This window comes from Mesorhizobium metallidurans STM 2683 (genome assembly GCF_000350085.1).
Classification (GTDB): domain Bacteria; phylum Pseudomonadota; class Alphaproteobacteria; order Rhizobiales; family Rhizobiaceae; genus Mesorhizobium; species Mesorhizobium metallidurans.
The window spans coordinates 83,140-109,481 of record NZ_CAUM01000134.1 but is presented as its reverse complement, the minus strand read 5'-3'; the positions used below and the strand labels follow the sequence as shown (position 1 = coordinate 109,481).

Genomic DNA, 26,342 nt, shown 5'->3' with positions numbered 1-26,342 from the left:
CCGAATTGATAGAATTAAGATGCATTCAATGTTGCCTTTTTTACCCTCTTGAAGCAATTTTTCGCCGATCTTTGGTCCCATGAAGAAATTTCTTCCTCGCGAGGCCGGTTGATGGAATCCGCGGCATCAGCCGATCTATCTAGAGACAGTCGATGCTTCGGCAAGCCGAGTCGGAGATTAGCGGCGCAGGTGGGGCAAGGCCAGCAGCCGACGTCAAAGCGCAAAACGCAATGCGCCGAACCGCTTGGCGCATTCTATTCAACGAAGACTTTCACGCTGGCGGCGCGGCCGGCCGCATCGATCACGGTGAGCGTCGAATAGCCGGCGCCGTCCGGCTGCCAGGTCGCGGTGCGGCGGCGGTCGATGCCGACAAGCGGTTTGCCGTTGGCCAGCCAGCGGAACGGCGCGCGGCCGCCTTGGAGTTTCAGCACCAGCGGCGAGGCGTTGGCCGAGGCGGTGCCGAGATCGACGCGGGCGCCATCGGGCGGAAAGATGATCGTCGGCGCGGGTTCGGTCGCGGTGGCCTGCACCAATCCGTCGGCGCCGGCGCCGAAGCGGGCCAGAGTCACCGGCAGGTCGTCGCGCTTCGGTCTGCTGACGCCGGCCGGCTGGCTGGGTAGCGGGACAGTGGCAAGGCCCGAGCGGACGAAGCCCTCGAACAGGATGGGTGCGGCCGAGACATAGCCGGACAGGCCCGGAACCGCGCCGGCGTCGGGCCGGCCGACCCAGACGCCCAGGACATAGCGCCCGTCGAAGCCGACCGACCAGGCGTCGCGGTAGCCGTAGGAGGTGCCGGTCTTGTAGGCGATGCCGCGTTGCATGGCCCCTTCGGGCGGCTTGACCCCGGACAGGATGTCGGTGATCTGCCAGTTAGCCTGGTCGTCGAGGATGGTGGCGGTCGAGCGTTCGGCATTCGCCGGTTCGGTGCCGTCATGCAGCGTGTTCGCCTTGCCGCCATTGGCAAGCCCTGTATAGAGCTGGACCAGGTCGCGCAGCGTCACGCCGACGCCGCCAAGGCCGATGGCCAGCCCCGGCGCGTCGTTGACGGGCAGGATCGGCATCACGCCGGCCTGGCGGAAGCGCGCCATCAGCCGCGCCGGCCCGACCGCATCGAGCACCCGGATCGCCGGCACATTGAGCGACAGTTGCAGCGCCTGCCGGATGCTGACGTCGCCCTGATAGGCCATGTCGAAATTCTTCGGCCGATAGCCACCGAAATCGGCGGGACTGTCCTCGATCAGAGTTTCCTGCGCCACCAGCCCCTGCTCGAAAGCAAGCCCGTAGATGAACGGTTTCAGCGTCGAGCCGGGTGAGCGGAGGGTCCTGGTCATGTCGATCCAGCCGGAACGGCTGGCGTCGAAATAATTGGCCGAGCCGACCTCGCCAAGAATGTCGCCGGTGCGGGAATCGGCCAGCACCATGGCGACGGAGAGGCGAGGGCCGAGCCTGATGGCTGCGTCCCTGGCCACCTGTTCCAGCCCTTCCTGGACACTTTTACGGATCGTCAGGCGCAAAGGTTGCCCGGGGATGGCCTTGGGCAGCATCGCATAGGCGGCATGGGCGGCGAGCGCCGGCAAGCTGCGCCGCAATTCCGAGACATCGTCGAGTGCGGCGCGTGCGGCCTCGCGTTCGCCGAGCAGGCCCGATGAAACCATGCGGGCCAGCACCCGGTCACGGGCGGTGAGGGCGATTTTGAGGTTGCGGTCGGGCCGCCGCTTTTCCGGCAGTTGCGGCAGCGCGACGAGGAGTGCGGCCTCCGAAACCGTCAGCCGTTTCGGTTCCTTGCCGAAATAGGCGAGCGAGGCGGCGCGCACGCCTTCGAGATTGCCGCCATAGGGCGCCAGCGTCAGATAGCGTTCGAGGATCTCGCGCTTGGAGAGCCGCCGCTCGATCTGGATGGCGCGCAGCATCTGCCTAAGCTTGGAGCCGAGGCTGCGGCTGTCGCGCGGCTCGATCAGCCGGGCAAGCTGCATCGACAGCGTCGAGCCGCCGGAGACGATATGGCCGCTGGTCGCGAACTGGCCGGCGGCCCGGGCCAGCGCCAGCACGTCGACGCCGTCATGGCCCCAGAAGCGCTTGTCCTCATAGGTCACCAGCATGTCGACCAACTGCTTGTCGACCTGGTCGAGGCGGGTTTCGAGCCGCCAGTAGCCGTCTGATGTGGCGAAGGCCCGCAGAAGCTGGCCGTCGCGGTCGAGCACTTCGGTGGAGACCGCGAGCTCGGCCGGCAGCGGCGGCGGAAAGGCGCGGTCGAGCTGCCAGAGAGCGGCTGCGGAAATGGCCACGAGGCCGGCGCAAGCGGCGGCAGGGATGGCGGTTCGGCGAAGGAATCTTCTGGAGAGCATGGCGCGGCCCATCATCCGCCTTGCGGCACCTTCTCCCCGTATAGTGACGGGGAGAAGGGGGTTGTCGCGTCCCCTGGCGCCTTTTCTGCGACGTCCGAGGTTGGCGAAAACTTCGGCGCGAGCCTCTTTCTCCCCGTCTCTAGACGAGGAGAAATGCTCGATCCACCCTCCGCAGCTGTAGCGCAGCTGCTGCGGAGGACGGGCAGGGCAATGAGCGCAATCGCCATGGTCATCTTCGCCACCATCGACGCCTTACGGCGCCTTGACCTCCATCATGCCGGTGGCGGTACGGGCCGAATATTGCGGCCGGTACATGTCCTCCACCGTTGCCGCCGGGTGGGCGTAAGTGCCTGGCGTCACTGCGCGTACGACATAGGCCAGCGTGATGTTGCGGTCGCCGTCGCCATCTTTCGGGTTGAAGGCCGCGACGAAACGGTCGTCGCGGAATTCGAGATGCGCGGCATCGGTCTGCGCCAGCCAGGAGAAGTTCGTCAACTGGGCGCTGGAGACCAGTCCCGGATTGTCGATCTCGAAGCCGGCCGGCAACAGGTCGGTGATCAGCAAGCGCGAAGGCCAGGTGTTCTGCTCGTAGATCTTGAGCACGACGACGTAGCGTTCGTTCTGCTTGACTGCGGTGACATTGGCCTCTGTGCCGTCGAGCTTGTAATAGGTGCGCCCGATGGTGAAGCCGTTGCCGCTGGCCGGCAGTGGCTGGACCGGCGAGGCCACCGTGGTGACGACCGCCTGCAGCGGGTTGCTGCCGGTGTTGGCGATGGTAAGCGGGCTGTCGGCCAGGTCGCTGCCGGCGATCTGGTCCGAATAGGCGCCATTGTGCGGCGCGCCGTTGATGGTCAGCGCGATCGCATCATTGCCGGTTCTCAGCGCGCGGGTCGCCAGCAGCATCCAGGACTCGTCCTGTGTGCTCGTCCAGCGGGCTTCGGCGCGTTCCTTCGTCACCAGCTTGATCAGCTCCGGCACGATCGTCGGCACCGGCTTCGAATCGGCGGCAAGCGCCAGCATCGCCGCGCCGTCACGCAGCGGCGAGCCGTAGTCGGACCTGTAATAGTCGTACTCCGTGGTCGACTTGGCGAGCTGCAGCGCCGTCTGGAACGTCGCCTCCGAACGCTGCGTGTCGCCGTAAAGCGCCAGGCCCGCCGCCAGCTGGGCCACGGCCATCGGGCTGGTGAAGGCTTCGAGCTGCGTGTCGGCATAGTAGCGCAGGTCGCCGACCGAGGCCTTCTTGTTGCGGGCCAGCACATAGAGCGCATAGGCGATCTCGCTGCCGCGGTCCTGCACGTCCTGATCGTAGCCGACCGCGTTCTGAAGATTGCTCAGCGCCTGGCTCATCGCCAGGACCGGCACATCGTATTTCTGCTCGCGCGCCCGGGTCAGGAAGTCGGTGACATAGGCGTCGAGCCACAGATCGCCGGAGCCCGGGCCCCACAGGCCGAAGCTGCCGGCAGAGGCCTGATAGCTCAGCACCTTGTAGATGGCGTCCTGGATGCGGCCGTGCAGCTCCGGGTCGCTGGCCATGCCGATACCCGACGCCATCTCGTTGACGTAGAGAAGCGGCATGGCGCGGCTGGTGGTCTGCTCGGCGCAGCCATAGGGGTAGCGGTCGAGCGTCATCAGAAGCGAAGGCACGTCGAAAGCGGCCGCCTGCGAAACGCCGACGCTGACCGAAGCGCCGTCGAGCAGGTTTGCCGCGAGAAGCTCCTTGTCGACGCGCAGCGACCCGCCATTGCCCTTGAGATCGACGACCATGCGGGTGGTCACCGGCAATTGCGCCGGGCGCACCGGAACATAGAGCGTCTGTTCGACAGCGGTGCCGTCGGCATTGGCAAGCTTGACGGTGATCGAGGCGTTGCCCGCGGTCTGTGCGATCAATGGCACGGTCAGCGTCTGCCGCTTGCCCTTGGCGAGCGTCAGCTTCTCGGGCAGGGCGGCATTGCCGGTCGACAGATCGCCTGTTGTGTCGATGGTCAGTGCATAGTCGCCGTCCGGACCGTCGGTGTCGGCGACATCGAGCCGCATCACTGCCGAATCGCCAGGCGCCAGGAAGCGCGGCAGGCCGGCGGTGATCACCACGGGATCACGCACGACGACATCGGACTGCGCGTGACCGACCGCATCCTTGGTCCAGGCGACGGCCATGACGCGCACGGTGCCGTTGAACTGCGGGATATCGAAGTCGATCCTTGCCTTGCCGTCGGCGTCGAGCTCGACCGGGCCTGAGAAGAAGGCGACCAGCTTTTCGGTCGGCGGACTGCCTTGCGCCTGCATGTTGGCGCCGTCGCCGCCGGTGCGCAGCTTGCCGGCGGTGCCGAGCGAGCCGTCGATCAGGCGGCCATAAAGGTCGCGCACTTCAAGCCCCAGCATGCGCTGGCCGAAGAACCAGTCCTCCGGATCCGGCGCCTTGTAATTGGTCAGGTTGAGGATGCCGACATCGACGGCCGCGACCATGACGTAGGCGTTGCTGCCCGGCTGCACGCCGGCCACGGAAACCGGGATCGACAGCTGCCGGCGCGGCATGGTCTTGTCCGGCGGCGTCAAGGTGACGGCGAGCTTCTTCGAGCCCGGATCGACCTTCAGCCATTTGACGCCGATGGCGCGCGCCGGCATGCGGGTTTCCTGCGCGTCGCCAGGTCTGAACAGGGTTGCCGTGACATAGGCGCCGGCGCCCCAGTCGTCGCCGACCGGGATGTCGATCGTGCTGCCGCCAGCCGGCACCGTGGCGGTGACGGTCTTCAACAGTTTGTCGGCGCCGACGGTGACGAGCAACTCGCCGGCAAAATGCGGCGAGACCTTGAGCTTGGCCACTTCGCCCGCCGCGTAGTTGTCCTTGTCGAGCGCGATCTCGAGCCCGTCGGGCGTTTCGGTGGTGGTGGAGGAGACATACCAGCCGGCGTCGAACTCATAGCTGGTCGCCGGGCCTTCCGGATCCGACGTCTCGATCTCCAGGCGGTAGCGGCCCCAGTCGACGGGCATCGAGACAGTGGCCTCGCCGTTGGCGCTCAGGTCGACCTGGCCGTTGGCCACCGACTTGGTGAAGGTGACCGGCTCATAGTTCCAGGAATTACTCGAGCGGTACCACTGATAATTGCGTTCGACCTTGACCAGCGACCATTGCGCGCCTTTCAGCGCCTCGCGCTTGCCGTCGGGATCGACGGCGATCAGGCTGAACTTCGCCGTGCCGCCTTGCGGCACCTCGTCGCCTTCGAAATCCGGACGGATGCCGATCATGTGGCCTTGCGGGCGGATGCCGATATTGAGCGAGCGCTCGACGGCGCGGCCGCCGGTCTCGCGCATCCTGACCGTGACCTTGGCGTCGACGAGCTTGGTGGTCGAGGGCAACTGGTCGACCGAAACCGGGAAGGTCGCCTTGCCATCCTCGCCGACCACAGGCAGGCCGGTGAAGGGCGTCACCGAGGGTTCGGCCGACTGCTCGTCGGCAAGGCCGAAGGAATAGCCCTTGAAGCGGTCCCAGTCGCGGGCGGTCGACAGCGTCAACTCGCCCTCAAGCGCCAGCCCCGCGGCCGGCGCGCCATAGAGGAAACGGCCGTCGACGGTGACGTTGGCGGTTTCGCCCTGGGCGATTTCCTGCTTGTCGGAGCTGAGGTCGAACTCGATGCGATCCGGCACGAAGTCCTCGACCAGGAACATCTGGCTGGCGACCGCCGGCTGCTTTGGATCGGTGTGGATCGCCACCGTCCAGGTGCCACGCATGGCGTTGGGTTCGAGCGGCAGGTCGACGGCATGGCCTCCGGCCGATGCGCCATCGCTGACGATGCGGCGGTTCTCGACACCGTCGGGACGCGTGAAGATGAAGATCAGCGGCAGGTTCTCGACCGCCTTGGCGGCGCTGTCGCGGGCAAGGGCGGCGACATGGACCTCCTCGCCGGCGCGGTAGATGCCGCGCTCGGTCCAGGCATAGACGTCGAGCGCGCCCGGCGCCGCGCGTCCGGTGACGCCTCGGTCCGACAAGTCGAAGCCGGCGCGGCCCATGTCGAGGAAGACGAAATCGCTGTCGCCCTGCCTGGCCATCAGCACGGCCGGCACCATGCCGCCGTCGCCGCGCGTCAGCCCGGGGTTGAAGACGGCGCGTCCCTCGGCGTCGGTGGTCGCCGTGCCAAGAATTTCGTTGTTCCTGGCCAGCAGCGTCAGTTCGGCGCCGGCGATCGGCTTGGCGCTTCCAAGCGAACGGGCAAAGACGTTGAGCCCGTCCTGCCCGGTATAGGTCGACAGGCCGATGTCGGAAACGACGAACCATTGCGTGGTGCGCGAATCGTAGTCGTCGGCCTTGTCGTCGACCGCTTGCGCGGTCAGCACGTAGACGCCGGGCTTGCGCTGCGGCAGCGCCTCGTCGACCGGGAAGGACGTGGTGACTTCCTTGTTGAGGTCGTTGGCGATGTCCAACTGGCCTTCCCAGACCGGCGAACCCATCTGGTCGGAAATGTTGGAGATGTCGTAGCCGTCGAGCTGGCGCAGGAACTGATAGCCGGACAGAAGCTGGGCCAGCGAGCGGTCGCCGATGCGGTAGAGCTTCATCTTGGCGGCGTTCATGTTGACGGTGACGACCGGAATGCCGCGGCGCGCGCCGGCCGGCAGCACGAAGCTGTCGCCGGTGAAGCGGGCGGACGGGGCGCGGTCCTGGACATAGATCGACAGCACCACAGGTGCTGCGATCGTCTCGCCGATGGCGGCCGGCAGGCCGGCGCGGAAGGTCACTTCGTAGTGCTGTCCGTGCTCCAGCCCTTCGACGCAGATCTGCTTGTCCTTGGCCTCGACGCCCTTGGGGGCGGCGTTGTCGACAGTGACGAACTGCGCATAGTCGACGCCGGTCTTGACCAGATCCTCGGAAAACTGCGCGCAGATGCGCGGTGCGCTGGTGTCGGCATCGACAGTATGGTCGATGACGCGGAAGCCCTTGCGCGCCTTGAGGTCCTGATAGGCGGCGCGGACCCCCGGCGAACTGACCAGCGCGAGGCTCGCTTCGTAGGATTGCAGGGCCGGCCGGTAGAGGTCGCGGCGATCAAGCCCGTCGCCGAGCAATGCCAGCGCATCGGCTCGTGTCTTGGTGGTGCGCAGGAGTTTGTAGGCATTGAAGCCGGCGGAGGTGGCGTTTGCCGGCAAGGTCGAGGCCTCGGATGTATTGGCGGCCGGCGGTACGGCAAGCGTTTCGCGCGCCAGCTCCAGCCAGAGTTGGCCGTCGTCGGGCATCACCGAGACCGCCGCTTCGTATTTCTGCATGGCCGAGCGATGGTCGCCGGTTAGCACCGACTGTTCGGCGGCGGCGCGCAATGCCGCCAGCCCTTCGGTCGGCTTGACATAGGCCGGACCGGTGAGCCTGTTGCGGTATTGCTGGGCCTGGTCGGCCATCCAGTTCGGGAAGAAGGCCAGCTCCGGCGGGGCGCCGATATCGGGGTCGCCATCGACGTTGACGACCTTGCCGGCGACGGCGCCGTTGAAGGGCTTCAGCTGGTTATAGTCGGATTTGAGAAAGCACCATTTGGCCTTGAGATTGTAGGTGAAGGCGCGGCAGGCAGGATCGCCGAGGCATGTGGTCTTGCACTGGTCGAGGCTGACATTCTGGTCGGACCGGAGGTCGAAACCGAAATAGTCGGAATTGTCCGTCGTTGCGATTCGGCGCGCTTCGGCCGCTTGCGCGATGCTGCCCCAGGCGAAAAAGAGAAGGATAAGGATAGACAGACCACGAGGCGCGCGCATTGCCATAACACCCTCCAGACAGTGCTTTCGCATCGGCCCGAAAATCGATTTTCGGAAAGCACGATGCGGACGCTTCAACACACTCTTAGAGCGTATTTTTTGCGCGTCCGAACGGACGCGCGTCGCTCTAATGTCCGCGTCATGTTCAGGCTTCACTGAAGCTTGTCAACACGAGGACGCGGCAGGGTCCGCCTGCCAACGGTTTCCTTTCCGGCCGATGACCGGTAGTACCTCCATAAGACAGGGATCACGCTTTCTTGCGGCGACGCAGAAGGTGTGAATTCCAAGCCCTGCCTATTTCAGACAATTGGATTGTGGCCCCTTTACGAGCAATTCAGAACTTCATTCCAATTTTAGTTTTGATCGCTAGGTTAGAGTCATAATGTTGGTGCGTAAAAGGCAGATGTCGGGAGGAGGAGCGTCACTGCGCGGGCTTTCGCGTACCCTGCTTTTCGCCCTGATATGCTCGGCCGCACTGCTTGCCGAAGGCCGAAATGCCACGGCTTTCGAGTTATTCGGCATCAAATTGTGGGGTTCTTCCAGCGACGAGGACGCCGATATTGTCGACCCGCTCCGCTATGCCGTCACCATCGATGCGCCCGACGCCGACAAGGATCTGGTCAAGAAGCTCGAAAACGCCTCGACGTTGAAAAACGACGAAGAGCTCCCGGTTTCCGGTTCGCTCGGGCTGCTGGCCAAGGCGCGCAGCGATCGCGAACAGCTTGTCGCCGCGCTTTATGCGGACGCCCGCTACGAGGGCGTCGTCACCATAACCATCGAGGGCAAGCCGCTCGACGAACTGCCGCCGGACGCCGAATTTTCGGGTCCGCAGCCGATCCCGGTGGTGATCGGCATTGCGACCGGGCCGAAGTTCACGCTTGGCAACATCCGGCTGAAGGGCGATGCGGCGGGGCTGGCCAGTGCCGATTTCGGTCTGATCGCCGGCGGCGACGCCGGGTCTGGCGCCGTGCTCAAGGCCGAGGCGTCGATCGTGCGGGCGCTGAAGGCGGAGGGCAGGCCGCTGGCCAAGGTGACAGGTCAGGAGATCGTTGCCGACCACGCCACCTCAACGCTCGATGTGACGCTCACCGTGGCGGCCGGGCCGGTCGCCGGCTACGGCGACACCACCGTCGAAGGCACCGAGAAGGTCGACCGCGACTTCACCGAATACATGACCGGCCTGAAGCGCGGCCGCCAATATTCGCCCGATGAAATCGACGAGGCGCGCGACCGGCTGCTCGGGCTGGAAGTGTTCAACAGCGTGACCCTGAAGGAGGCCGACAGTCTCAATGGCGACGGCAACATCCCGATCGGTGTCCAGGTCAGCGAACGCAAGCCCCGCTATTTCGGCGTTGGCGGCACGTTCTCGAACACCGAGGGGCTGGGTCTGGAAGGCTATTGGGGGCACCGTAACCTGTTCGGCCGGGCCGAGAAGCTGCGCATCGACGGCGCCATCAGCGGCATCGGCAGCAACAGCCTGACCGAACTCAACTACAATGCCGGCATCATGTTCGAAAAACCGGGCGTGGTCGGGCCGGCGTCGAAATTCTTCGCCAACGTCAAGACCGTGTTGGAGCATCCCGACGCCTACGACCATTTCTCGGTCAAGGGCAGCACCGGCCTGTCCTATGAGCTCGACAAGAAGCAGACGGTTTCGGCGGAAGTTGCGCTCGACTATTCGAAGATACGCGATGCTTTCGGCAAACACACCTACCTGATCGCCAGCATCCCGTTGCAATATGTCTATGACAACCGCGATAGCCGGCTCAATCCGACCAGGGGATTCCGGGTGCTGGCCTATGCCGAGCCAAGCTACGACATTCTGAACGGTGCCGCCTTCCTCAAACTGAAGGGCGAAGGATCGGCATACCAGTCGCTCGATACGGCCTCGAAATTCGTGCTTGCCGAACGCGTCGCCATCGGATCGATCGTCGGCGCCGGCCTTCAGGATGTTCCGGCCGACCGGCGCTTCTATTCCGGCGGCGGCGGTTCGGTGCGCGGCTACGCCTATCAGGGCATCGGTCCGAAGGACATTGACGGACAGCCTATCGGCGGGCTTTCCTTCTTCGAGACCTCGGTCGAGATGCGCATCGCCATCACCGACACGATCGGCGTCGTGCCATTCGTCGATGCCGGCACCGTCTCGACCAAATCATTCCCGGATTTCGCCGATATGAAGGTCGGAGCCGGCGTCGGCTTGCGCTATATTACACCGTTCGGGCCGCTCCGCATCGACGCTGCGTTGCCGCTCAACCGGGGTCCCGACGATCCCCGTTTCGGCATCTACGCCGGTATAGGCCAGGCGTTCTGACGATGAAAACGTTCAAACGCATCCTTCGCATTTTCCTTTACACGCTGCTCATCGTGGTGGCGGCGGTGGTGGGTGCGCTCGTCGTCCTGACCAAGACCGAGCGCGGCCGCGACAATCTCGCCGGCATCATCTCGACCATGGCCTCGAATGATGATCGCAAGGTCATGGTCAGCGGCATCGACGGCATCTGGTCGGGGGCGCTAACGGTCGACCACGTCGTGCTGGAGGATCGCGAGGGCGCCTGGCTGGTGGCTCGCAAACTGGCTGTCGACTGGTCGCCGCGGGCGCTTCTGTCGAAAAACTTCAGCGCCGACCGCATCGCCGCGGAGCGCATCGAACTGGCGCGATTGCCGGTGGCCAGCACGCAGCCGAGCCAGGGTGGTGCGACCACGCTGCCGGTTTCCGTCGACATCAAGCAGATCGAGCTTCCCGAGATCGCGCTCGGGCAGGCCCTGGCCGGCAGCGGCATCGCCGAACTCGCGGCCAAGGGCGCGCTGAAGGCCGATGCAGCGCCACTGGCGGTCGAAACGAACCTCAACATCACCCGCCATGACGGCAAGCAAGGCACGGTCGACGCAAAAATCAATTTCGCGCCCGCCGACAACAAGCTCGACCTCGATCTGAAGGCATCCGAGCCGGCCGGCGGCATCATCGCCAATCTGCTCAATCTGCCGGATGCGCCGCCGGTCGACATCGTCGTCTCGGGCACGGGACCGATCGCCAACTGGAGCGGCATCGGCACCTTCGTCGTCAACGGCCAGATCGTCACCCAGCTCACCGGCCGGCATCAACTCACCGACAGGGGCAGCTATGTCGAGGCCAAGGGCGACGGCGACTTCGCGCGCTTTGTGCCGGAGAATCTGAAACCCTTGTTTGCCGGCAAGACCAGCTTCGACCTTGCCGGGACCGCCATGGTCGCGGGCGGCGTCGATGTCGAGCGCGCCAATGTTGACAGCGATGCCGTGCATGGCACTGCCGCCGGTATCGTCGACCCCAATGGCGCCAGCGACCTTGCGGTGGAACTCGCCGCCAAGGGACCACCGATCGTGCTCAGCCTCGGCAGCGCGGCGCAGCCGGTGACCGTGGCGCTCACGGGCGCCACTGCTCGCGCCTTCGGTGGCGGCAAGGCGCCGATCGTCGATATCGGCGCGTCGCTGGTCTCGGTGGTGGCGGGCGGCACGCGGCTGGACAATCTCACGGCCGCGATCCATTCGGACGGCTTCGACATCCAGGATCGCAGCGGACCGGTCGCCATCAAGCTCGCGGCCGGCGGCCTCAACACAGATGTCGCGACGCTGGCGCCATTGGTGACCGGCAAGGTCGCCGCCGATCTCGCTGGTTCGGTCAGCAAGGACGAGATTTCCGTCGATCAGGGCACGTTGCGCAGCGATGCGCTCAACGCCTCGCTCACCGCCAAGGTGACGCTGGCCGACCTGGCGATGACGCTCAAGATGAATGCCGATGCCGTCTCGACGGCGCTGCCGCCGCAGATCCGCCCGGTGCTCGGCGAGCGCGTGACATTCTCCGCCACCGCAACCCGCGACCCACAAGGCTCGTTCGCCGCCAATTCACTGCAATTCACCTCCGGTGCGCTCAGCGCCAGCGGCACCGCCAGCGCGACCGGCACCGACATCCAGGCCGACGTCAAGGGCACGCTCGGCGATGTCTCGGTGCTGTCGCCCATGGTTGGTGTGCCGGTCGGCGGGGCCGTCAACTTCGCGCTGACGGCGAGCGGCGCGCGCTCGGCACCGGATTTCTCGGTGTCGGCCGACAGCGACAGCCTGACCGCATCGGGCCGCACGGTGAAGACGGTCAAGCTGAGTGCGAAGGGCAAGGCCGACATTGCCAGCCCGGCTGCCGATGTCTCACTGACCGGTTCCGTCGACGACCAACCGCTCGACCTCAAGGCATCGCTGGTCACGAGTGATGGCAAGCGGTCCATCAACGGGCTCAGCCTGGCGCTCGCCGACAACAAGGTCTCCGGCGACCTTGCGCTCGACGACAGCCTGTTGCCGCTGGGTACGCTGACGCTCGATGCGCCCGATATCGGCCCGCTGGCGGCACTTGCCGGGCAGACGGCGACTGGCGACGTGGAAGGCAGCATCCGTTTCTCCGGTGATGACGGCGCGCCGACGGTTGCGGTCGACATGACGAGCGCCTCGATTTCGCGTGGCGACCTGACGGCGAAGACCATCGCCGTCAACGCGCTGGTCGCCAACTATCTCAAGGGCCCGGCGATCTCCGGCACGATCAAGGCCGATACGGTCACCTCGGGAACAACCGTCATTAGCGGTATCGGTGTCGATCTGAAGCGCGAGGGCGACTGGACCGGCTTTACCGGCGGCGCCACCATATCCGGCATTCCGGCCACGGCCGCCGGGCGGGTGAAGATCGCGGACGGCACGACCAGCGTCGAGATCGCCTCGGGCGAAGCGACCGTTCGCGGCATCAAGGCGGCAATCGCGCAGCCGTCGACCCTGAGCGTCGCCAATGGTGCCGCCAGCGTCGAGAAGCTGGCGCTCGATCTCGGTGGCGGTTCGGTGACCGTCTCCGGCACCGCCGGCCAGACGCTCGATCTCGCCGCCGAATTTTCCGCGCTGCCGGCCGCCCTTGCCAATGATTTCTCGCCTGGCCTCGACGCGATCGGTACGTTGGGCGGCACGGCGCAAGTGACGGGACCGTCGGCCAGCCCAGATATTCGTTTCAATTTGCAGCTCGCCGGGGCCGAGACCAGCCAAACCCGCCAGGCGGCACTTGGTCCGCTCAACCTCGATGCGGCAGGCAGTTTCTCGACCGCCGGCGGCGTTGCGATCGAGGCGACGCTTGCCGGCGAAAAGGTCTCCGGCAAGGCGGCCGGTACGATCAATCCGAACGGCATCAGCGATTTCTCGCTCGACCTTGCCTCGACCGGTCCGAGCCTACCGCTGGCGCTTGGCAGCACTGAGAGTCCGATCAAGCTCGAGTTGCAGGCGCTGTCGGTGAAGGCAGCGGGGCAAGGCACGCAGCCGAAGCTCGATATTTCAGCCAATCTGCCTTCGGTGGCGACCAATCTGGCCAAGGTCGCGGGCATCACGCTGGCGCTGCACTCCGATGCTTTCGATGTGAAGAGCCGGAGCGGGCCGATTTCCGGCACGGTGACGGCGAACAAGCTCGGCCTCGACAATCCGACCATAGCGCCGCTGTTCGCCGGCAAAGTCACGGCCAAGGTCGCGGGTAGTCTTGCCACCGACACCATCGTCATCGACAGCGGCTCGGTGGTCGGCGACGCACTGAACAGCGCCTTCAACGGCAAGGTCTCGCTGGCCAACGGCGCCATCGACCTCAACCTGAGGGCGGATGCGGCTTCCGCAGCGTTGCCGGCGGCGGCGCGCGGCGTGCTCGGCGAGCGGACGGAAGTCAGCGCCGCGCTGAAGCGCGATGCCAACGGCAATGTCACCGCCGACGCGATCAAGCTGGTGTCCGGTGCACTGACCGCCGATGGAAAAGCCAGCCTTGCCGACAACAAACTCGCCGCCGACATCAAGGGCGCGCTGGCCGATATCTCGCTTCTGTCCAAGGATGCCACGGGTGCCATCGCTTTCGCGCTCAACGCACAAGGGCCAAGCACCGCGCCAGACCTATCGCTGACGGTGAACAGCGACCGGCTTTCGGTGGCCGAACGCGAAATTACCGGGCTGCAGCTCACCGCCACCGGCAAGGCCGATGCCGCCAATCCGGCGGCCAATGTGCAACTGACGGGAAATGTCGCCGGCCAGGCCCTGCAAGGCGGTGCCGTGCTGGCGACATCAGACGGCAAGCGCGCCATCAATGGCCTGTTGCTGTCGCTCGGCAAGAACCGGATCTCCGGCGATCTTGCGCTCGACAATGCCTTCGTGCCTGAAGGCACCGTGGCGCTCGATTTGCCCGACATCGGACCGCTTGCCGCGCTTGCGCTGGAAAAGGCGGAAGGCGACGTGCGCGGCACGATCGCCTTCTCGAAGACCGGCAACGGGCCCAACGTTGCCATTAAGGCGTCGACGGCTTCGATCTCACGCGGCGATCTTTCGGCAAAGACGGTCACCATCGACGCGTTGGTCGCCAATTACCTCGCTGCGCCGGTCATCTCCGGAAAAGTCCGCGCCGACAGCGTCACCTCGGGCGGTACCGTCATCCGCGGCATCGATGTCGACCTGAAGCGCGATGGCGACTGGACCGGCTTTTCCGGCGGGGCCACCGTCAAGGACATTCCCGCCAAGGCCGCCGGCCGCGTCAGGATCGCCAATGGCACGACGACGGTCGAGCTCAATTCCGGCCAGGCGACGGTTCAGGGCATCAAGGCGGCGATCGCCGGGGCCTCGACTATCACCATCGCCAACGGCACGACCAGCCTCGACAGGCTGGTGCTCAACCTCGGCGGCGGCACGGCGACGGTGACGGGCAAGGTCGGGCAGGCGCTCGATCTCAATGCGACGCTGGCGCGGGTGCCGGTCTCGCTCGCCAACAGTTTTTCGCCGGGCCTCGATGCCGCGGGCTCGATCTCGGGCACGGTCAAGGTGACAGGCGCGCCGGCCAATCCGGCCGTGGCCTTCAAGATCGACGCCGCAGGCGTCCAGACGTCGCAGACCCGTGGCGCCGGCTTTGGCGGTATGAGCGTGTCGTCCTCCGGCAGCTTCGCCGGCAACAGGCTGGCCTTCGACGCCAACATAAGCGACGGAGCCGGTCTCGGACTCAAGGGCGGCGGCACGGTGACGACTGCAGGCACGCCCGCGCTTGCGCTCGACTTTTCCGGCAAGGTGCCGTTCGCCTTCCTGACCCGGACACTCGCCGCGCAAGGCCTGTCACTGAGCGGCACGGCCAATGTCAACGTGCAGGTGCGCGGACCGGCGACGTCGCCGGTGATATCAGGCACGGTCAGCACATCAGGCGCCCGCCTGGTCGATGCGCGGTCGGGCCTTGCCATCAACGACATCACTGCCGATGTCGCAATCGGTAACGGCGTCGCCAGGATCAACCGCCTGACGGGCACGTTGTCGACGCGCGGCAGCCTGTCGGCCAGCGGCACTGTCGGCATCGATGCGGCACGGGGTTTTCCAGCCGATCTGTCGGTTAAGCTCGTCGACGGCCGCTACACCGATGGCAGGGTGGTCACCGCCAATCTCGGCGGCGACCTGACCATCAAGGGACCCCTTGCTTCGGCGCCGGTGATTTCGGGTACCATCAATCTGGCCAAGACCGTCATCACCGTTCCCGACAAGCTACCGGGCTCGCTGGCGGCGCTCGACGTCAAGCACAAGAACGCACCAGGCGCCGTGCGCGCGCAGGACAAGGCGCTGCGTCCGCCAACCGCGAGCAGCAGCAGCGGTGGCAGCGGCCTCAACCTCGACGTTACGGTCAACGCACCGAACCAGATCTTCATCCAGGGCAGGGGCGTCGACGCCGAGCTTGGCGGTTCGCTCAAGCTGACCGGCCCGGCCTCGTCGCCGCAAGCGGTCGGCACCTTCACCCTGCAGCGCGGGCGGCTGACGATCCTCGGCAAGCGGCTGACCTTCACCGAAGGCACGGTCGGTTTTTCGGGCTCGCTGGTGCCCTACCTCAACCTCACCGCAACATCGACGACGACCAGCGCCACTGTCACCATCGTCGTTTCGGGCGAGGCGACCAATCCGAAGTTCACCTTCTCCTCGGTGCCGGCGCTGCCGGAGGACGAGATTCTGGCGCAGTTGATCTTCGGCCGCTCGATGTCGAACCTGTCGCCGCTGCAGATCGCCCAGCTAGCCGAAGCCGCCGGGCAACTGGCCGGTATCGGCGGCTCGACCTCGCTGCTCGAAAACCTGCGCAGCGCGATCGGCGTCGACGATCTCGACGTGACGACGGACGACAAGGGCGGGACCGCCGTCTCGGCGGGCAAATATCTCAACGACCGTACCTATGTCACGATCCAGAAGGGCGACAAGCCGGGGTCAGGCAAGGCGACGATCGATCTCAATGTCGGACGCGGCGTCAAATTGCGCGGCGAGGCCAACGATGCCGGCGAAGCCAAGGGCGGCATTTTCTATGAACGCGAATATTGAAGCCAAGCCGACAGCAAAAGAGTCGGGCAAACTGACTATCTGGTCGGCATCACTCTTGGCACCACCTTCGGGATCGGCTGGTGCTGTCCAACTTTGATAAATGTCTCAATTTAGTTGGTGCCGGAGATTCGACGAAATCTGCCGGGCAGTAGCAATTTTGCGCCAAGACTGTCGTTATCACGCGAACTGCCTCGCTTCCAAAGTTGCACATTCCTTGGCATGTTCCAATTCCGTGTCGTCTTTGACATCATGGCCCGGATGCGGAATGTTAAATGGCAGAAAGCCAACAATGGGAGTCAGTCATGGCAATTTACAAAAGTAGTGGTGACCGCGTTCCGGATCACATCCTGGCAATGGCCGAAGAAGCCAAGGCAGGAAAGATGGACCGCCGGGAGTTCCTGGCGCTAGCCAGCGTTTTCGGCGCGTCCACGGCGATGGCCTACGGCCTGCTCGGCCTTGCCGATCCGACGCCGGCCAAGGCGGAAGAAGTACAGGGCAAGAAAGGCGGCACGCTGAAGGTCGCGCAGTGGATCAAGGATCCGAAGGATCCGCGCAAATCCGACTGGTCGGAAATCGCCAACGCCGAGCGTCAGGCGCTCGAGCCGCTGGTCAAATACACGACTGAATACACATTCCGCCCCTATCTGCTCGAGAGCTGGGAGGTCAACGACGACGCGACCGAATACACGCTGCATGTGCGCAAGGGCGTGACCTGGACGAATGGCGATGCATTCAACGCCGATGACGTCATCTTCAACCTCAAGCGCTGGGCCGACAAGAAAGCCGAAGGCAATTCCATGCCCGGCCGTCTCGGCTCGCTGGTCAAGGACGACAAGCTGGACGAAAGCGCCGTGACCAAGGTCGACGACATGACCGTCAAGCTGAAGCTCAGCTCGCCTGATATCGCGCTCATCCCGAACATGTGCGACTATCCCGGCCTCATCGTCCACAAGACGTTCGACGAGAAGGGCGGCGACTTCAAGGCTTGCCCGATCGGCACCGGCCCGTTCGAGCTCGTGTCCTACGATGTCGGCCAGAAGGTGGTCTACAAGCGTCGTGAAGACAACAAATGGTGGGACGGCGAGGTTTTCCTCGACGGTGTCGAATTCATCGACTACGGCACCGATCCCGCGGCCATGGTCAGCGCTTTCGAAGCGGGCGAAGTCCACACCAATTTCGAGACGTCGGCCGACTATGTGTCGATCCTCGACGGCATGGATCTGGTGAAGTCCGAGGTGGTCACCGCGGCGACCATCGTCTGCCGCACCAACGTCGCCAACAAGCCTTACGAGGACCAGAAGGTGCGCCAGGCGCTGCAACTCGGCGTCGACAACGCCGTCGTCCTCCAGCTCGGTTACGGCAATGCCGGCACCGTCGCAGAGAACCACCATGTCTGCGCGATTCATCCGGAATATTACGAGCTGCCGAAAATCGCCCGCGATCCCGCCAAGGCCAAGGCCCTGATGGCCGAAGCCGGCCAGGCCGATTTCGAGCATGAACTGATCACGGTCGACGAGGACTGGCACAAGAACACCGGCGATGCGATCGCCGCCCAGCTGCGTGACGCCGGCATCAAGGTGAAGCGCACGGTGCTGCCCGGCTCGACGTTCTGGAACGACTGGACCAAGTATCCGCTGTCCATGACCAACTGGAACATGCGGCCGCTCGGCGTCCAGGTGCTTGCAATCGGCTATCGTACCGGTGAAGCCTGGAACGAGACTGCCTGGTCCAACAAGGAGTGGGATGCCAAGCTCAATGCCGCGCTCGCCGTCGCCGACGCAGCCAAGCGCAAGGAGATGATGAAGGACATCGAGCAGATCCTGCAGGATTCCGGCATCATCATCCAGCCTTATTGGCGCAAGCTCTACAGTCACTCGGTTGCCGCGGTTAAGAACTACGCCATGCATCCGACATATGAGCGCGACTACGGCAAGGTCTGGCTCGAGCAGGCCTGATCGATAGAGGCCAAAGGGGAGGGAGGGCGTTTGTCCCTTCCTCCTGTTTCGAACATGATCGGCAAATGCGGGTCAGCGCAAAAAGGCTGCTGACTTTCCAAGCCGGCTCATGCGACAAATCAAGGGTTGACAGCGCCTGACCCCAACCCCACCGGCAGGGGGCCGCCATGCTTTCTTTCGTCCTTCGACGTCTCGGCACGATGGCATTGACGATGCTGTGCCTGACAATGATCGTCTTCTTCCTGATCAATCTCGAACCCAATCTGAAGAAGCTGGCGATCAGCCAGACCGAGATGCATACCTCGGCCGAGCAGCTCGAAAGCTGGCTGGTCAACCATGGCTATCGACAGAATTTCTTTGCCCGTTACGGCCAATGGCTCGGCATCGTGCCCAAGCAGCCGGTCACGGACCCAGCGACGGGCAAGCCCGCCCAACGTTTTTCCTTCTGCAACGATCCGGTCGTGCCGACATTCTCCGGCATACTTCAAGGCGATTTCGGCTGCTCGACAAAGTTCAAAACGACGGTCGCGTCGAAGCTCTTTCCGGCGCTTAGCGCCACCGGCATCCTGATGCTCTGTGTACTTTTGGTTATGGTGCCGGTCTCGCTTTTGATAGGCATCCTTGCCGGCATGCGCGAAGGCTCGCGAACCGACCGGACGCTGTCCGTCGCCTCGATCGCCTCGACGGCGACGCCCGAATATGTTTCGGGCGTCATCTTCACCGTCATTTTCGCCTCATGGCTCGGCATACTGAATGGTTCGGCGGCCTCGGCCAGCCAGGGCATCACCTTCTACAACTTCACACTGCCGGTCATGACGCTGGCGATCTACGGCATCGGCTACATCGCCCGCATGACCCGCGCCTCGATGGTCGAAGTGATGACGCAGCAATATATCCGTACTGCCCGGCTGAAGGGCCTCTCCTTCGGCAGCGTCGTGGTCAAACATGCGTTGCGCAACGCGCTGATCGCCCCGTTCACCGTCATCATGCTGCAATTTCCCTGGCTGCTCACCGGCGTCGTCATCGTCGAGGTGATGTTCCGCTACCAGGGCTTCGGCTACACGCTGGTCGAGGCGGCCGGCAACAACGATATCGACCTTTTGCTCGGCTGTTCGCTGGTCTCGGTGTTCATCGTGCTGATCACCCAGCTCATTTCCGATGTTGGCTACGCGTTTCTCAATCCGCGTATCAGAGTGCAGTAGGGGATCGGGCGGATGCAGGTCGAATATATCGGCGCCTTCAATATCGTGCTTGGCGTGCTAGCGCGTTTCTGGCCGGTCTGGGTCGGTCTTGCCATCGTCATGGGGGCGAGCTTCCTCTACAAGAAGAAGCTCGGCCTCTACGGCCAGCTCTTCGACAGCGGCGTCGGTATCGTCGGCGTCGGCATCTGCCTGTTCTGGCTGTTCACGGCGATCTTCGCGTCAACCGTCGCGCCCTTCGATCCGCTCTCCCAGGTGCCGATCATGAAGGACGCGCTGCCCGGCGCTATCGAGCCGAAATCGGGACTTATCTACCTCTTCGGCGGCGACAAGCTCGCCCGCGACGTGTTTTCCCGCATGGTCTATGGCAGCCAGATCGTGCTGATCATCGCGCCGGCAGCGACCGGATTTGCGCTGATGGTCGGCATCACGCTCGGCCTGCCGGCTGGCTATTACGGCGGCAAGATCGACACCGTGCTGTCCTTCCTCGCCAACCTTGTTCTGGCTTTCCCGGTGATCCTGCTGTTCTATCTCCTGGTGACGCCAGGCATCATGGAGACGCCGATCCCCTATGGGCTCGCAGGTATCTTCTTCCTGTTTCCGATCATCTTCTTCAGTGTGCTGTTCTGGACCCGCTACAAGAACCGGCCGGACCGCCTCTACATCCTGCTCGGGCTGACGTTGATTCTTGGCGGCTGGGTCTATGCCGGCCTTGTCTTCGACAAGGATCCGCTGAAGATCATCCATATCGACCCCAACCAGCTCAACATCTTCGTGGCGGTGGTGTTCGCGTCCAGCCCCGGCGTGTTCCGCATCGTGCGCGGCCTGGTCATGGACATCAAGACGCGCGACTATGTGGCGGCGGCACAGACGCGCGGTGAATCGCCCTGGTACATCATGCTGTGGGAAATCCTGCCCAATGCGCGCGGCCCGCTGATCGTCGATGCCTGCCTGCGCATCGGCTACACCACGATCCTGCTCGGCACGCTCGGTTATTTCGGGCTGGGGCTGGCGCCGGAAAGCCCGGACTGGGGCACCGCGATCAAGGACGCCAGCCGGCTGCTGCGCTCCTTCATCCACCCGGCGCTGCCACCGACGATCGCACTGATGTCATTCGTGCTGGGCCTTAATCTCCTGGCCGATTCGCTGCGCGAACAGTCGATGAAGGATTGATGGACGGACCTTCGGCCCTGCGTGGCCGAGAGAACGACTTGGCTGACAAATATGGCCTGACAGATAAGGATTGGAGCGACCCATGAATGAGGCAGTTCGAAATCCCGGAGAGCCGATCATCGAGATCGAGAACCTGTCGATCTCCTTCTTCACCCGCAAGGGCGAGATTCCGGCCGTCATGGACTTTTCCTGCACCGTCATGCCCGGCGAGGCGATGGGCATTGTCGGCGAGAGCGGCTGTGGCAAGTCGACCGTGTCGCTCGGCATCATGCGCGACCTTTCCAATATCGGAAAGATCGTCGGCGGACGGATCAAGTTCCAGGGCAAGGACATGGGCGAGCTGTCCGACGAGGAACTGCGCGCCATCCGCGGCAACAAGATCGCGATGATCTACCAGGAGCCGATGGCGAGCCTCAACCCAGCGATGAAGGTCGGCCAGCAGCTCATGGAAGTGCCGCTGATCCACGACAAGGTGTCGAAGGAAGAGGCCTACAGCCGAGCGCTCGAAATGGTGCGTTCGGTGAGGCTGCCCGATCCGGAGCGCATGATGCGTTCCTATCCGCACCAGCTTTCCGGCGGTCAGCAGCAGCGCATCGTCATTGCCATGGCGCTGCTGTCGAAGCCGGCGCTGCTTCTGCTCGACGAGCCGACGACAGCGCTCGACGTGACGGTGGAAGCGGGCATCGTCGATCTGGTCAAGGGCCTCGGCGAGAAGTTCGGCACCTCGATGATCTTCGTGTCGCACAATCTCGGCCTGATCCTGGAGACCTGCGACCGCATCACGGTGATGTATTCCGGCGAGGCGGTGGAGACCGGCAAGATCAAGGACGTCTTCGACCGGATGCGCCATCCCTACACGCAAGGCCTGTTCCGTTCGATCCCGCTGCCCGGCGCCGACAAGAATTCACGGCCGCTGATCTCCATCCCGGGACAATTGCCGCTGCCGCACGAGCGGCCGAAGGGCTGCAATTTCGGCCCGCGCTGCCACCATTTCGTCGAAGGCGTCTGCAATGCCGCCGAAATCCCGATGATCGCGGTCGAGGGCCATGAGGGCCATTTTTCGCGCTGCGTGCGCTTCAACGAGATCGATTGGGAAGCGCTGCCGCCCGGCGCCAAAAAGGTCAACGAGCGCGTCGTGCCCGGCGCGCCGGTGCTCAAGATCGAAGACCTCAGGAAATACTACAAGGTCGGCGGCAGCGAGGTGTTCGGTTCGAGCGAGGGCCGCGTCGTCAAGGCCAACGAGACGATTTCGTTCGTGGCGCGCGAGTCCGAGACCGTCGCCATCGTCGGCGAGTCCGGCTGCGGCAAGTCGACACTGGCCAAGGTGCTGCTCGGGCTGGAGACGGCAAGCTCCGGCAGCGTGACGCTCGGCAACGAGCAGATCCAGTCGACCGGGGTCGAGAAGCGCAGCGTCGACACCGTGTCGTCGATCCAGATGGTGTTCCAGAATCCCTTCGACACGCTCAATCCGAGCCACTCCGTCGGTTCGCAGATCATCCGCACGCTGGAAAAATTCAATGTCGGCAACAATGTCGCCGAGCGGCGCAAGCGCATGCTCGAGTTGCTCGACCTGGTGAAGCTGCCGAGAGCATTCGAAACCCGCAAGCCACGCCAGCTTTCAGGCGGCCAGAAACAGCGTATCGGCGTGGCGCGGGCCTTTGCCGGCGACGCCAAGGTGGTGGTGGCCGACGAGCCGGTCTCGGCGCTCGATGTGTCGGTGCAGGCGGCGGTGACCGAACTCCTGATGGACATCCAGCGCAAGAACAAGACGACGATGCTGTTCATCAGCCACGATCTGTCCGTCGTGCGCTACATCGCCGACCGCGTCGTCGTCATGTATCTCGGCTATATCGTCGAACAGGGCACGACAGACCAGATCTTCGCGCCGCCCTATCATCCCTACACCGAGGCGCTGCTCTCGGCGATCCCGATCGCCGACACCAGCGTGGTGAAAAAACACATCGTGCTGGAAGGCGACATCCCGTCGGCGATGAACCCGCCAACCGGATGTCCGTTCCAGACGCGCTGCGGCTACAAGAAATTGGTGCCGGACAATCTGTGCGAGACGAAAGTGCCGCCGGTGAAGAACCTGGGCGACGGCCATATGAGCCTGTGCTGGCTTGCCGACGACGTGCTGGCGAAAATGGAGCCGGTGATCAAGTTCGACAAGGAACACGCCGCGCATGAAGGCCTGCCGGAAGATGCGCCGCACGGCAATGGTCCGGGCTTCGTTGGTGCTCCGCCGAAGCGTCCAAGCGGCAAGAGGCCGAACTGACGGCGGCAGGGGCTCTAAATCCTCGGCGCGGTCAGTTGGCGCATTGCCTCCGAAGCGCCACGATATCTCGTATGTGCCAAGGAAGGGCATGCCACATCCCCTTGAGTATTTCTGTTTGTCGCCCTATGTGATGCGTGATGTCTGATGCGCAGAAAGGAGGTGCGTTGTGAGAACGACACTTGCGATCGACGACGATGTACTCCTTGCCGCCAAGGCCATGGCGCAACAGCAGGATCGCAGCGTTGGCGAGGTCATTTCCGACCTTGTCCGCCGTTCGCTGCGTCGGCCTCAGCCTGGCGGTGAGCGCAACGGCATTCCATTGCTTTCATCCCGGCCCGGCAGCCCGATGGTTGATCTCGAAACGGTCAATACGCTTCGCGACGAGTTGCCGTGACCTTTCTGCTCGACGTCAACGTCTTGATTGCGCTGATCGATCCCGGTCATGTTGCGCATGACGATGCCCATCGATGGTTCGAATCGACCGGACATTCCGCATGGGCCACGAGCCCCATCACTGAGAATGGTGTCATCAGGATCGTGGGCAGTCCCAAATACCCCAATTCTCCCGGTTCGCCCGCAGTCGTTGCGCAGATCGTCGAAAAATTGCACGCACTTGCCGGACATCAGTTCTGGCCTGACGACATCAGTCTGGTCGGTTCCGCCGACATCGATGCGGGCAAGATCCTGACCTCGGCGCAAGTCACAGATAGTTATCTGCTGGCGCTTGCCAGGACGCGTGACGGTAAGTTGGCGACCTTCGATCGAAAATTGTCTACGGCGGCGGTAAAGAGAGGGAAGTCGGTTCTTCACCTTATCCCCACCGCATGAATCGCTGAAATCTGTTCCCGATCCGGGTCTCAACGATCCTGGTCTCAACATGGCATCAACAATGCCAAGTGATTTCACCTGGCCGCAAAAAGCTCCGGCAGATTCAGTTGCCGCACTGCCTTAGCTGGTCAGCGTAATCCTTTGCCATCTTCTCGGTCGCCCGCGCATAGTTCTGGACGCCGGCATCGCCGCGGTTGCCGCGGCCATAGGCCGTCCAGCCGAGATAGTAGGCGAGATAGAGATTGTAGGTGTCGTTGCGGGCGACGCCATAAGTGTCTGACGTCTTGGAATGATACCAGCCGACGAAATCGACAGCGTCGGCGAATTTTGTCCGCCGCGCCGCCCAATTGCCGGTTTCGCTCTGATACTGCGACCATGTGCCGTCGAGCGCTTGCGAGAAACCGTGGGCGCTTGAGATACGTTTCCAGGGAATGAAACCGAGCAACTTTTTGCGCGGTGGCCTGGCATTGCTCTTGAAGCCGGATTCCTTGCGCACCGTCGCCATCAGCACGGGGACGGGTATGCCGTATTTCTGCTCGGCGCGCTCGGCCGCCGCCTGCCAATTGTCGAACCAGCCGTCATTCTGGCCGAACACGGCACAGACATCGTTGATATGGCTTGGCGGCGTCGCGCAGGCCGACAGCGCCAGCAACACGGAGACAGCTACAATTTTACTAAAACTCGACCTACGCATTGGAAGACGAATAGGCCGAAAATATAAAAGGAATCTTGCTGCGTTTCTTAATCGCTCATCGGCTGCCTTGGCCCAGGCGAACGGCAATCAATATTCCGACCTTTCCTGTCGCTTTTGTCGGGCGGAAATTGCCTGCGTGCCGCCTTGGCTAAAATCACGCCCGCGGACGGCGGATTTCTGACAGCCAGGTTTGAGCCACGGCGCTTTGATGCCGCGCATGACCGAACCAAGACGCAAGCGCGGCGCCGAGCGGACCAGCAACAGGGGACCGGCCGCCATTCCGCAACTGCCGTTGCGCCGCGTCACCAATCCCTATCCGCCGATGGCGATGCTTTCCGCCGATCAGATCGAGGCGATCCACCAGGCATCGATGCACATTCTGGAGAATTTCGGCATCGAGGTGATGAGCCCGCGGGCGCTGTCGCTGTTCGAGAAGGCAGGTGCTGCGGTCGATCCTGCGTCGGCGAATGTCCGCATCGACCGGGGCATGATCGAGGAAGTGCTGAAGACGACGCGGTCGAACTATACGCTGACGCCGCGCAACCCGGCCCACACGGTCCATCTCGGCGGCAACACGGTCAACTTCACCCTGGTCGCCGGGCCGCCCAACGTGCACGATATGGAGCGCGGCCGCCGCGCCGGAAACTTGCGCGACTATTCCGACCTCACCCGGCTGGCGCAGCATTTCAACTGCATCCATATGCTAGGCAACCAGGTCTGCGCACCGGTCGAACTGCCGGCCAATTCGCGCCATCTCGATACATATCTTGCCAATCTGACGCTGACCGACAAAAGCTTTCACGTCTCGGCCATCGGCCGGGGCAGGGCGCTGGACGGCATCGAGATGATGGCGATCTCGCGCGGGCTGACACTGGACCAGATGCGCGAAGATCCCGGCGTCACCACCATCATTTCGGTCAACTCGCCGCGCCGTTTCGACGAGATGATGGCGGAGGGGCTGATGACCATGGCCGAATTCGGCCAGTCGGTGGCGGTGACGCCGTTCACGCTGATGGGAGCGATGAGCCCTGTGACGCTTGCCGGCGCGTTGGCACAACAGAACGCCGAGGCGCTGTTCGGCGTGGTGCTGACGCAGCTTGTGCGTCCCGGCGCCCCGGTCATGTACGGCGCCTTCACCTCCAATGTCGACATGAAGTCGGGCGCGCCGGCCTTCGGCACGCCCGAGAACACCAAGGCCAACATAGCCTCCGGACAATTGGCGCGGCGCTACAATCTGCCCTACCGGACGACGCCGGGCTCGGCCTCCAACGCCGCCGACGCGCAGGGCGCCTATGAGACGCTGATGGCGCTCTGGGGTGCGGTGCTCGGCCATGGGAATCTCGTCTACCACGCCGCCGGCTGGCAGGAGGGCGGGCTTACCGCGTCGTTCGAGAAATTCATCATCGATGTCGAGATGATCCAGCACATGATGGAATTCCTGCGCCCGATCGAGGTCAACGAGGCCGAGCTTGCCGTCGAGGCGCTGGGGGCGGTGCCGACCGGCGGCCATTTCTTCGGCGAGCCGCATACGCTGGAGCGTTACGCCACCGCCTTCTACCAGCCGATGCTGTCCAACTGGCAGAACTACGAGGCCTGGCAGGAGGCCGGCGGGCTCGACACGACAGCGCGCGCGACACGGCTGTGGAAGAAGGCGCTGGAAGACTATGTCGAGCCGGTGATGGATATTGCCGTGCGCGAAGCCCTAGAAGCCTATGTTATCAAGCGCAAGGAAGCGATCGGGCAGGGCGAGCCGTGACCGCTGCTCTTGCCAATTCCTCCCATCTT

At 63.9% G+C, this 26,342-nt stretch carries 12 protein-coding genes; 9 read left to right on the top strand and 3 right to left on the bottom strand.

Annotation, left to right across the window (positions count from 1 at the left end):
• Nucleotides 1-254: 254 nt before the first annotated feature.
• Entirely contained in the window at nucleotides 255-2,345 is a 2,091-nt protein-coding gene (pbpC, locus tag MESS2_RS22390) for a penicillin-binding protein 1C (protein ID WP_209436126.1), read from the bottom strand.
• Between the two features lie 252 nt (nucleotides 2,346-2,597).
• On the bottom strand, nucleotides 2,598-8,078 hold the full coding sequence (locus MESS2_RS22380) for an alpha-2-macroglobulin family protein (RefSeq protein WP_008876749.1): 5,481 nt from the start codon (nucleotides 8,076-8,078) through the stop codon (nucleotides 2,598-2,600).
• A gap of 376 nt (nucleotides 8,079-8,454) precedes the next feature.
• Here MESS2_RS22380 and MESS2_RS22375 point away from each other — a divergent pair, with 376 nt between their 5' ends.
• The 8 genes from MESS2_RS22375 (at nucleotide 8,455) to MESS2_RS22340 (ending at nucleotide 23,863) form a co-directional block, all read left to right on the top strand.
• Nucleotides 8,455-10,383, top strand: a complete 1,929-nt coding sequence (locus MESS2_RS22375) for an autotransporter assembly complex protein TamA (RefSeq protein WP_008876748.1) — start codon at nucleotides 8,455-8,457, stop codon at nucleotides 10,381-10,383.
• Between the two features lie 2 nt (nucleotides 10,384-10,385).
• Nucleotides 10,386-16,433 (top strand): translocation/assembly module TamB domain-containing protein, encoded by a 6,048-nt coding sequence (locus tag MESS2_RS22370; RefSeq protein ID WP_008876747.1) that lies wholly within the window; start codon nucleotides 10,386-10,388, stop codon nucleotides 16,431-16,433.
• Between the two features lie 302 nt (nucleotides 16,434-16,735).
• Nucleotides 16,736-18,388 (top strand): ABC transporter substrate-binding protein, encoded by a 1,653-nt coding sequence (locus MESS2_RS22365; protein ID WP_008876746.1) that lies wholly within the window; start codon nucleotides 16,736-16,738, stop codon nucleotides 18,386-18,388.
• 167 nt (nucleotides 18,389-18,555) lie between these two features.
• Nucleotides 18,556-19,590, top strand: coding sequence for an ABC transporter permease (locus MESS2_RS22360; RefSeq protein ID WP_083918662.1), 1,035 nt, complete (start codon nucleotides 18,556-18,558; stop codon nucleotides 19,588-19,590).
• A 12-nt stretch (nucleotides 19,591-19,602) separates the two neighbouring features.
• Nucleotides 19,603-20,760, top strand: coding sequence for an ABC transporter permease (locus MESS2_RS22355; protein WP_008876744.1), 1,158 nt, complete (start codon nucleotides 19,603-19,605; stop codon nucleotides 20,758-20,760).
• An 82-nt stretch (nucleotides 20,761-20,842) separates the two neighbouring features.
• Complete coding sequence (locus tag MESS2_RS22350; protein WP_008876743.1) at nucleotides 20,843-23,035, top strand: dipeptide ABC transporter ATP-binding protein; 2,193 nt, start codon at nucleotides 20,843-20,845, stop codon at nucleotides 23,033-23,035.
• A gap of 166 nt (nucleotides 23,036-23,201) precedes the next feature.
• Nucleotides 23,202-23,429 carry a ribbon-helix-helix domain-containing protein gene (locus MESS2_RS33050; RefSeq protein ID WP_008876742.1) on the top strand — a complete coding sequence of 76 codons (228 nt, stop codon included), beginning with the start codon at nucleotides 23,202-23,204 and terminating at the stop codon, nucleotides 23,427-23,429.
• Entirely contained in the window at nucleotides 23,426-23,863 is a 438-nt protein-coding gene (locus MESS2_RS22340; RefSeq protein WP_008876741.1) for a TA system VapC family ribonuclease toxin, read from the top strand. Before MESS2_RS33050 ends, MESS2_RS22340 begins: the two co-directional genes overlap by 4 nt.
• Nucleotides 23,864-23,966: 103 nt before the next feature.
• Here MESS2_RS22340 and MESS2_RS22335 read toward each other — a convergent pair whose 3' ends face one another.
• Entirely contained in the window at nucleotides 23,967-24,557 is a 591-nt protein-coding gene (locus MESS2_RS22335; RefSeq protein ID WP_040593745.1) for a transglycosylase SLT domain-containing protein, read from the bottom strand.
• A gap of 217 nt (nucleotides 24,558-24,774) precedes the next feature.
• Between MESS2_RS22335 and MESS2_RS22330 the strand changes: the two genes are divergently transcribed.
• A complete protein-coding gene (locus tag MESS2_RS22330; RefSeq protein ID WP_040593778.1) occupies nucleotides 24,775-26,313 on the top strand; it encodes a trimethylamine methyltransferase family protein in 1,539 nt (512 codons plus the stop codon).
• Nucleotides 26,314-26,342 lie beyond the last annotated feature (29 nt).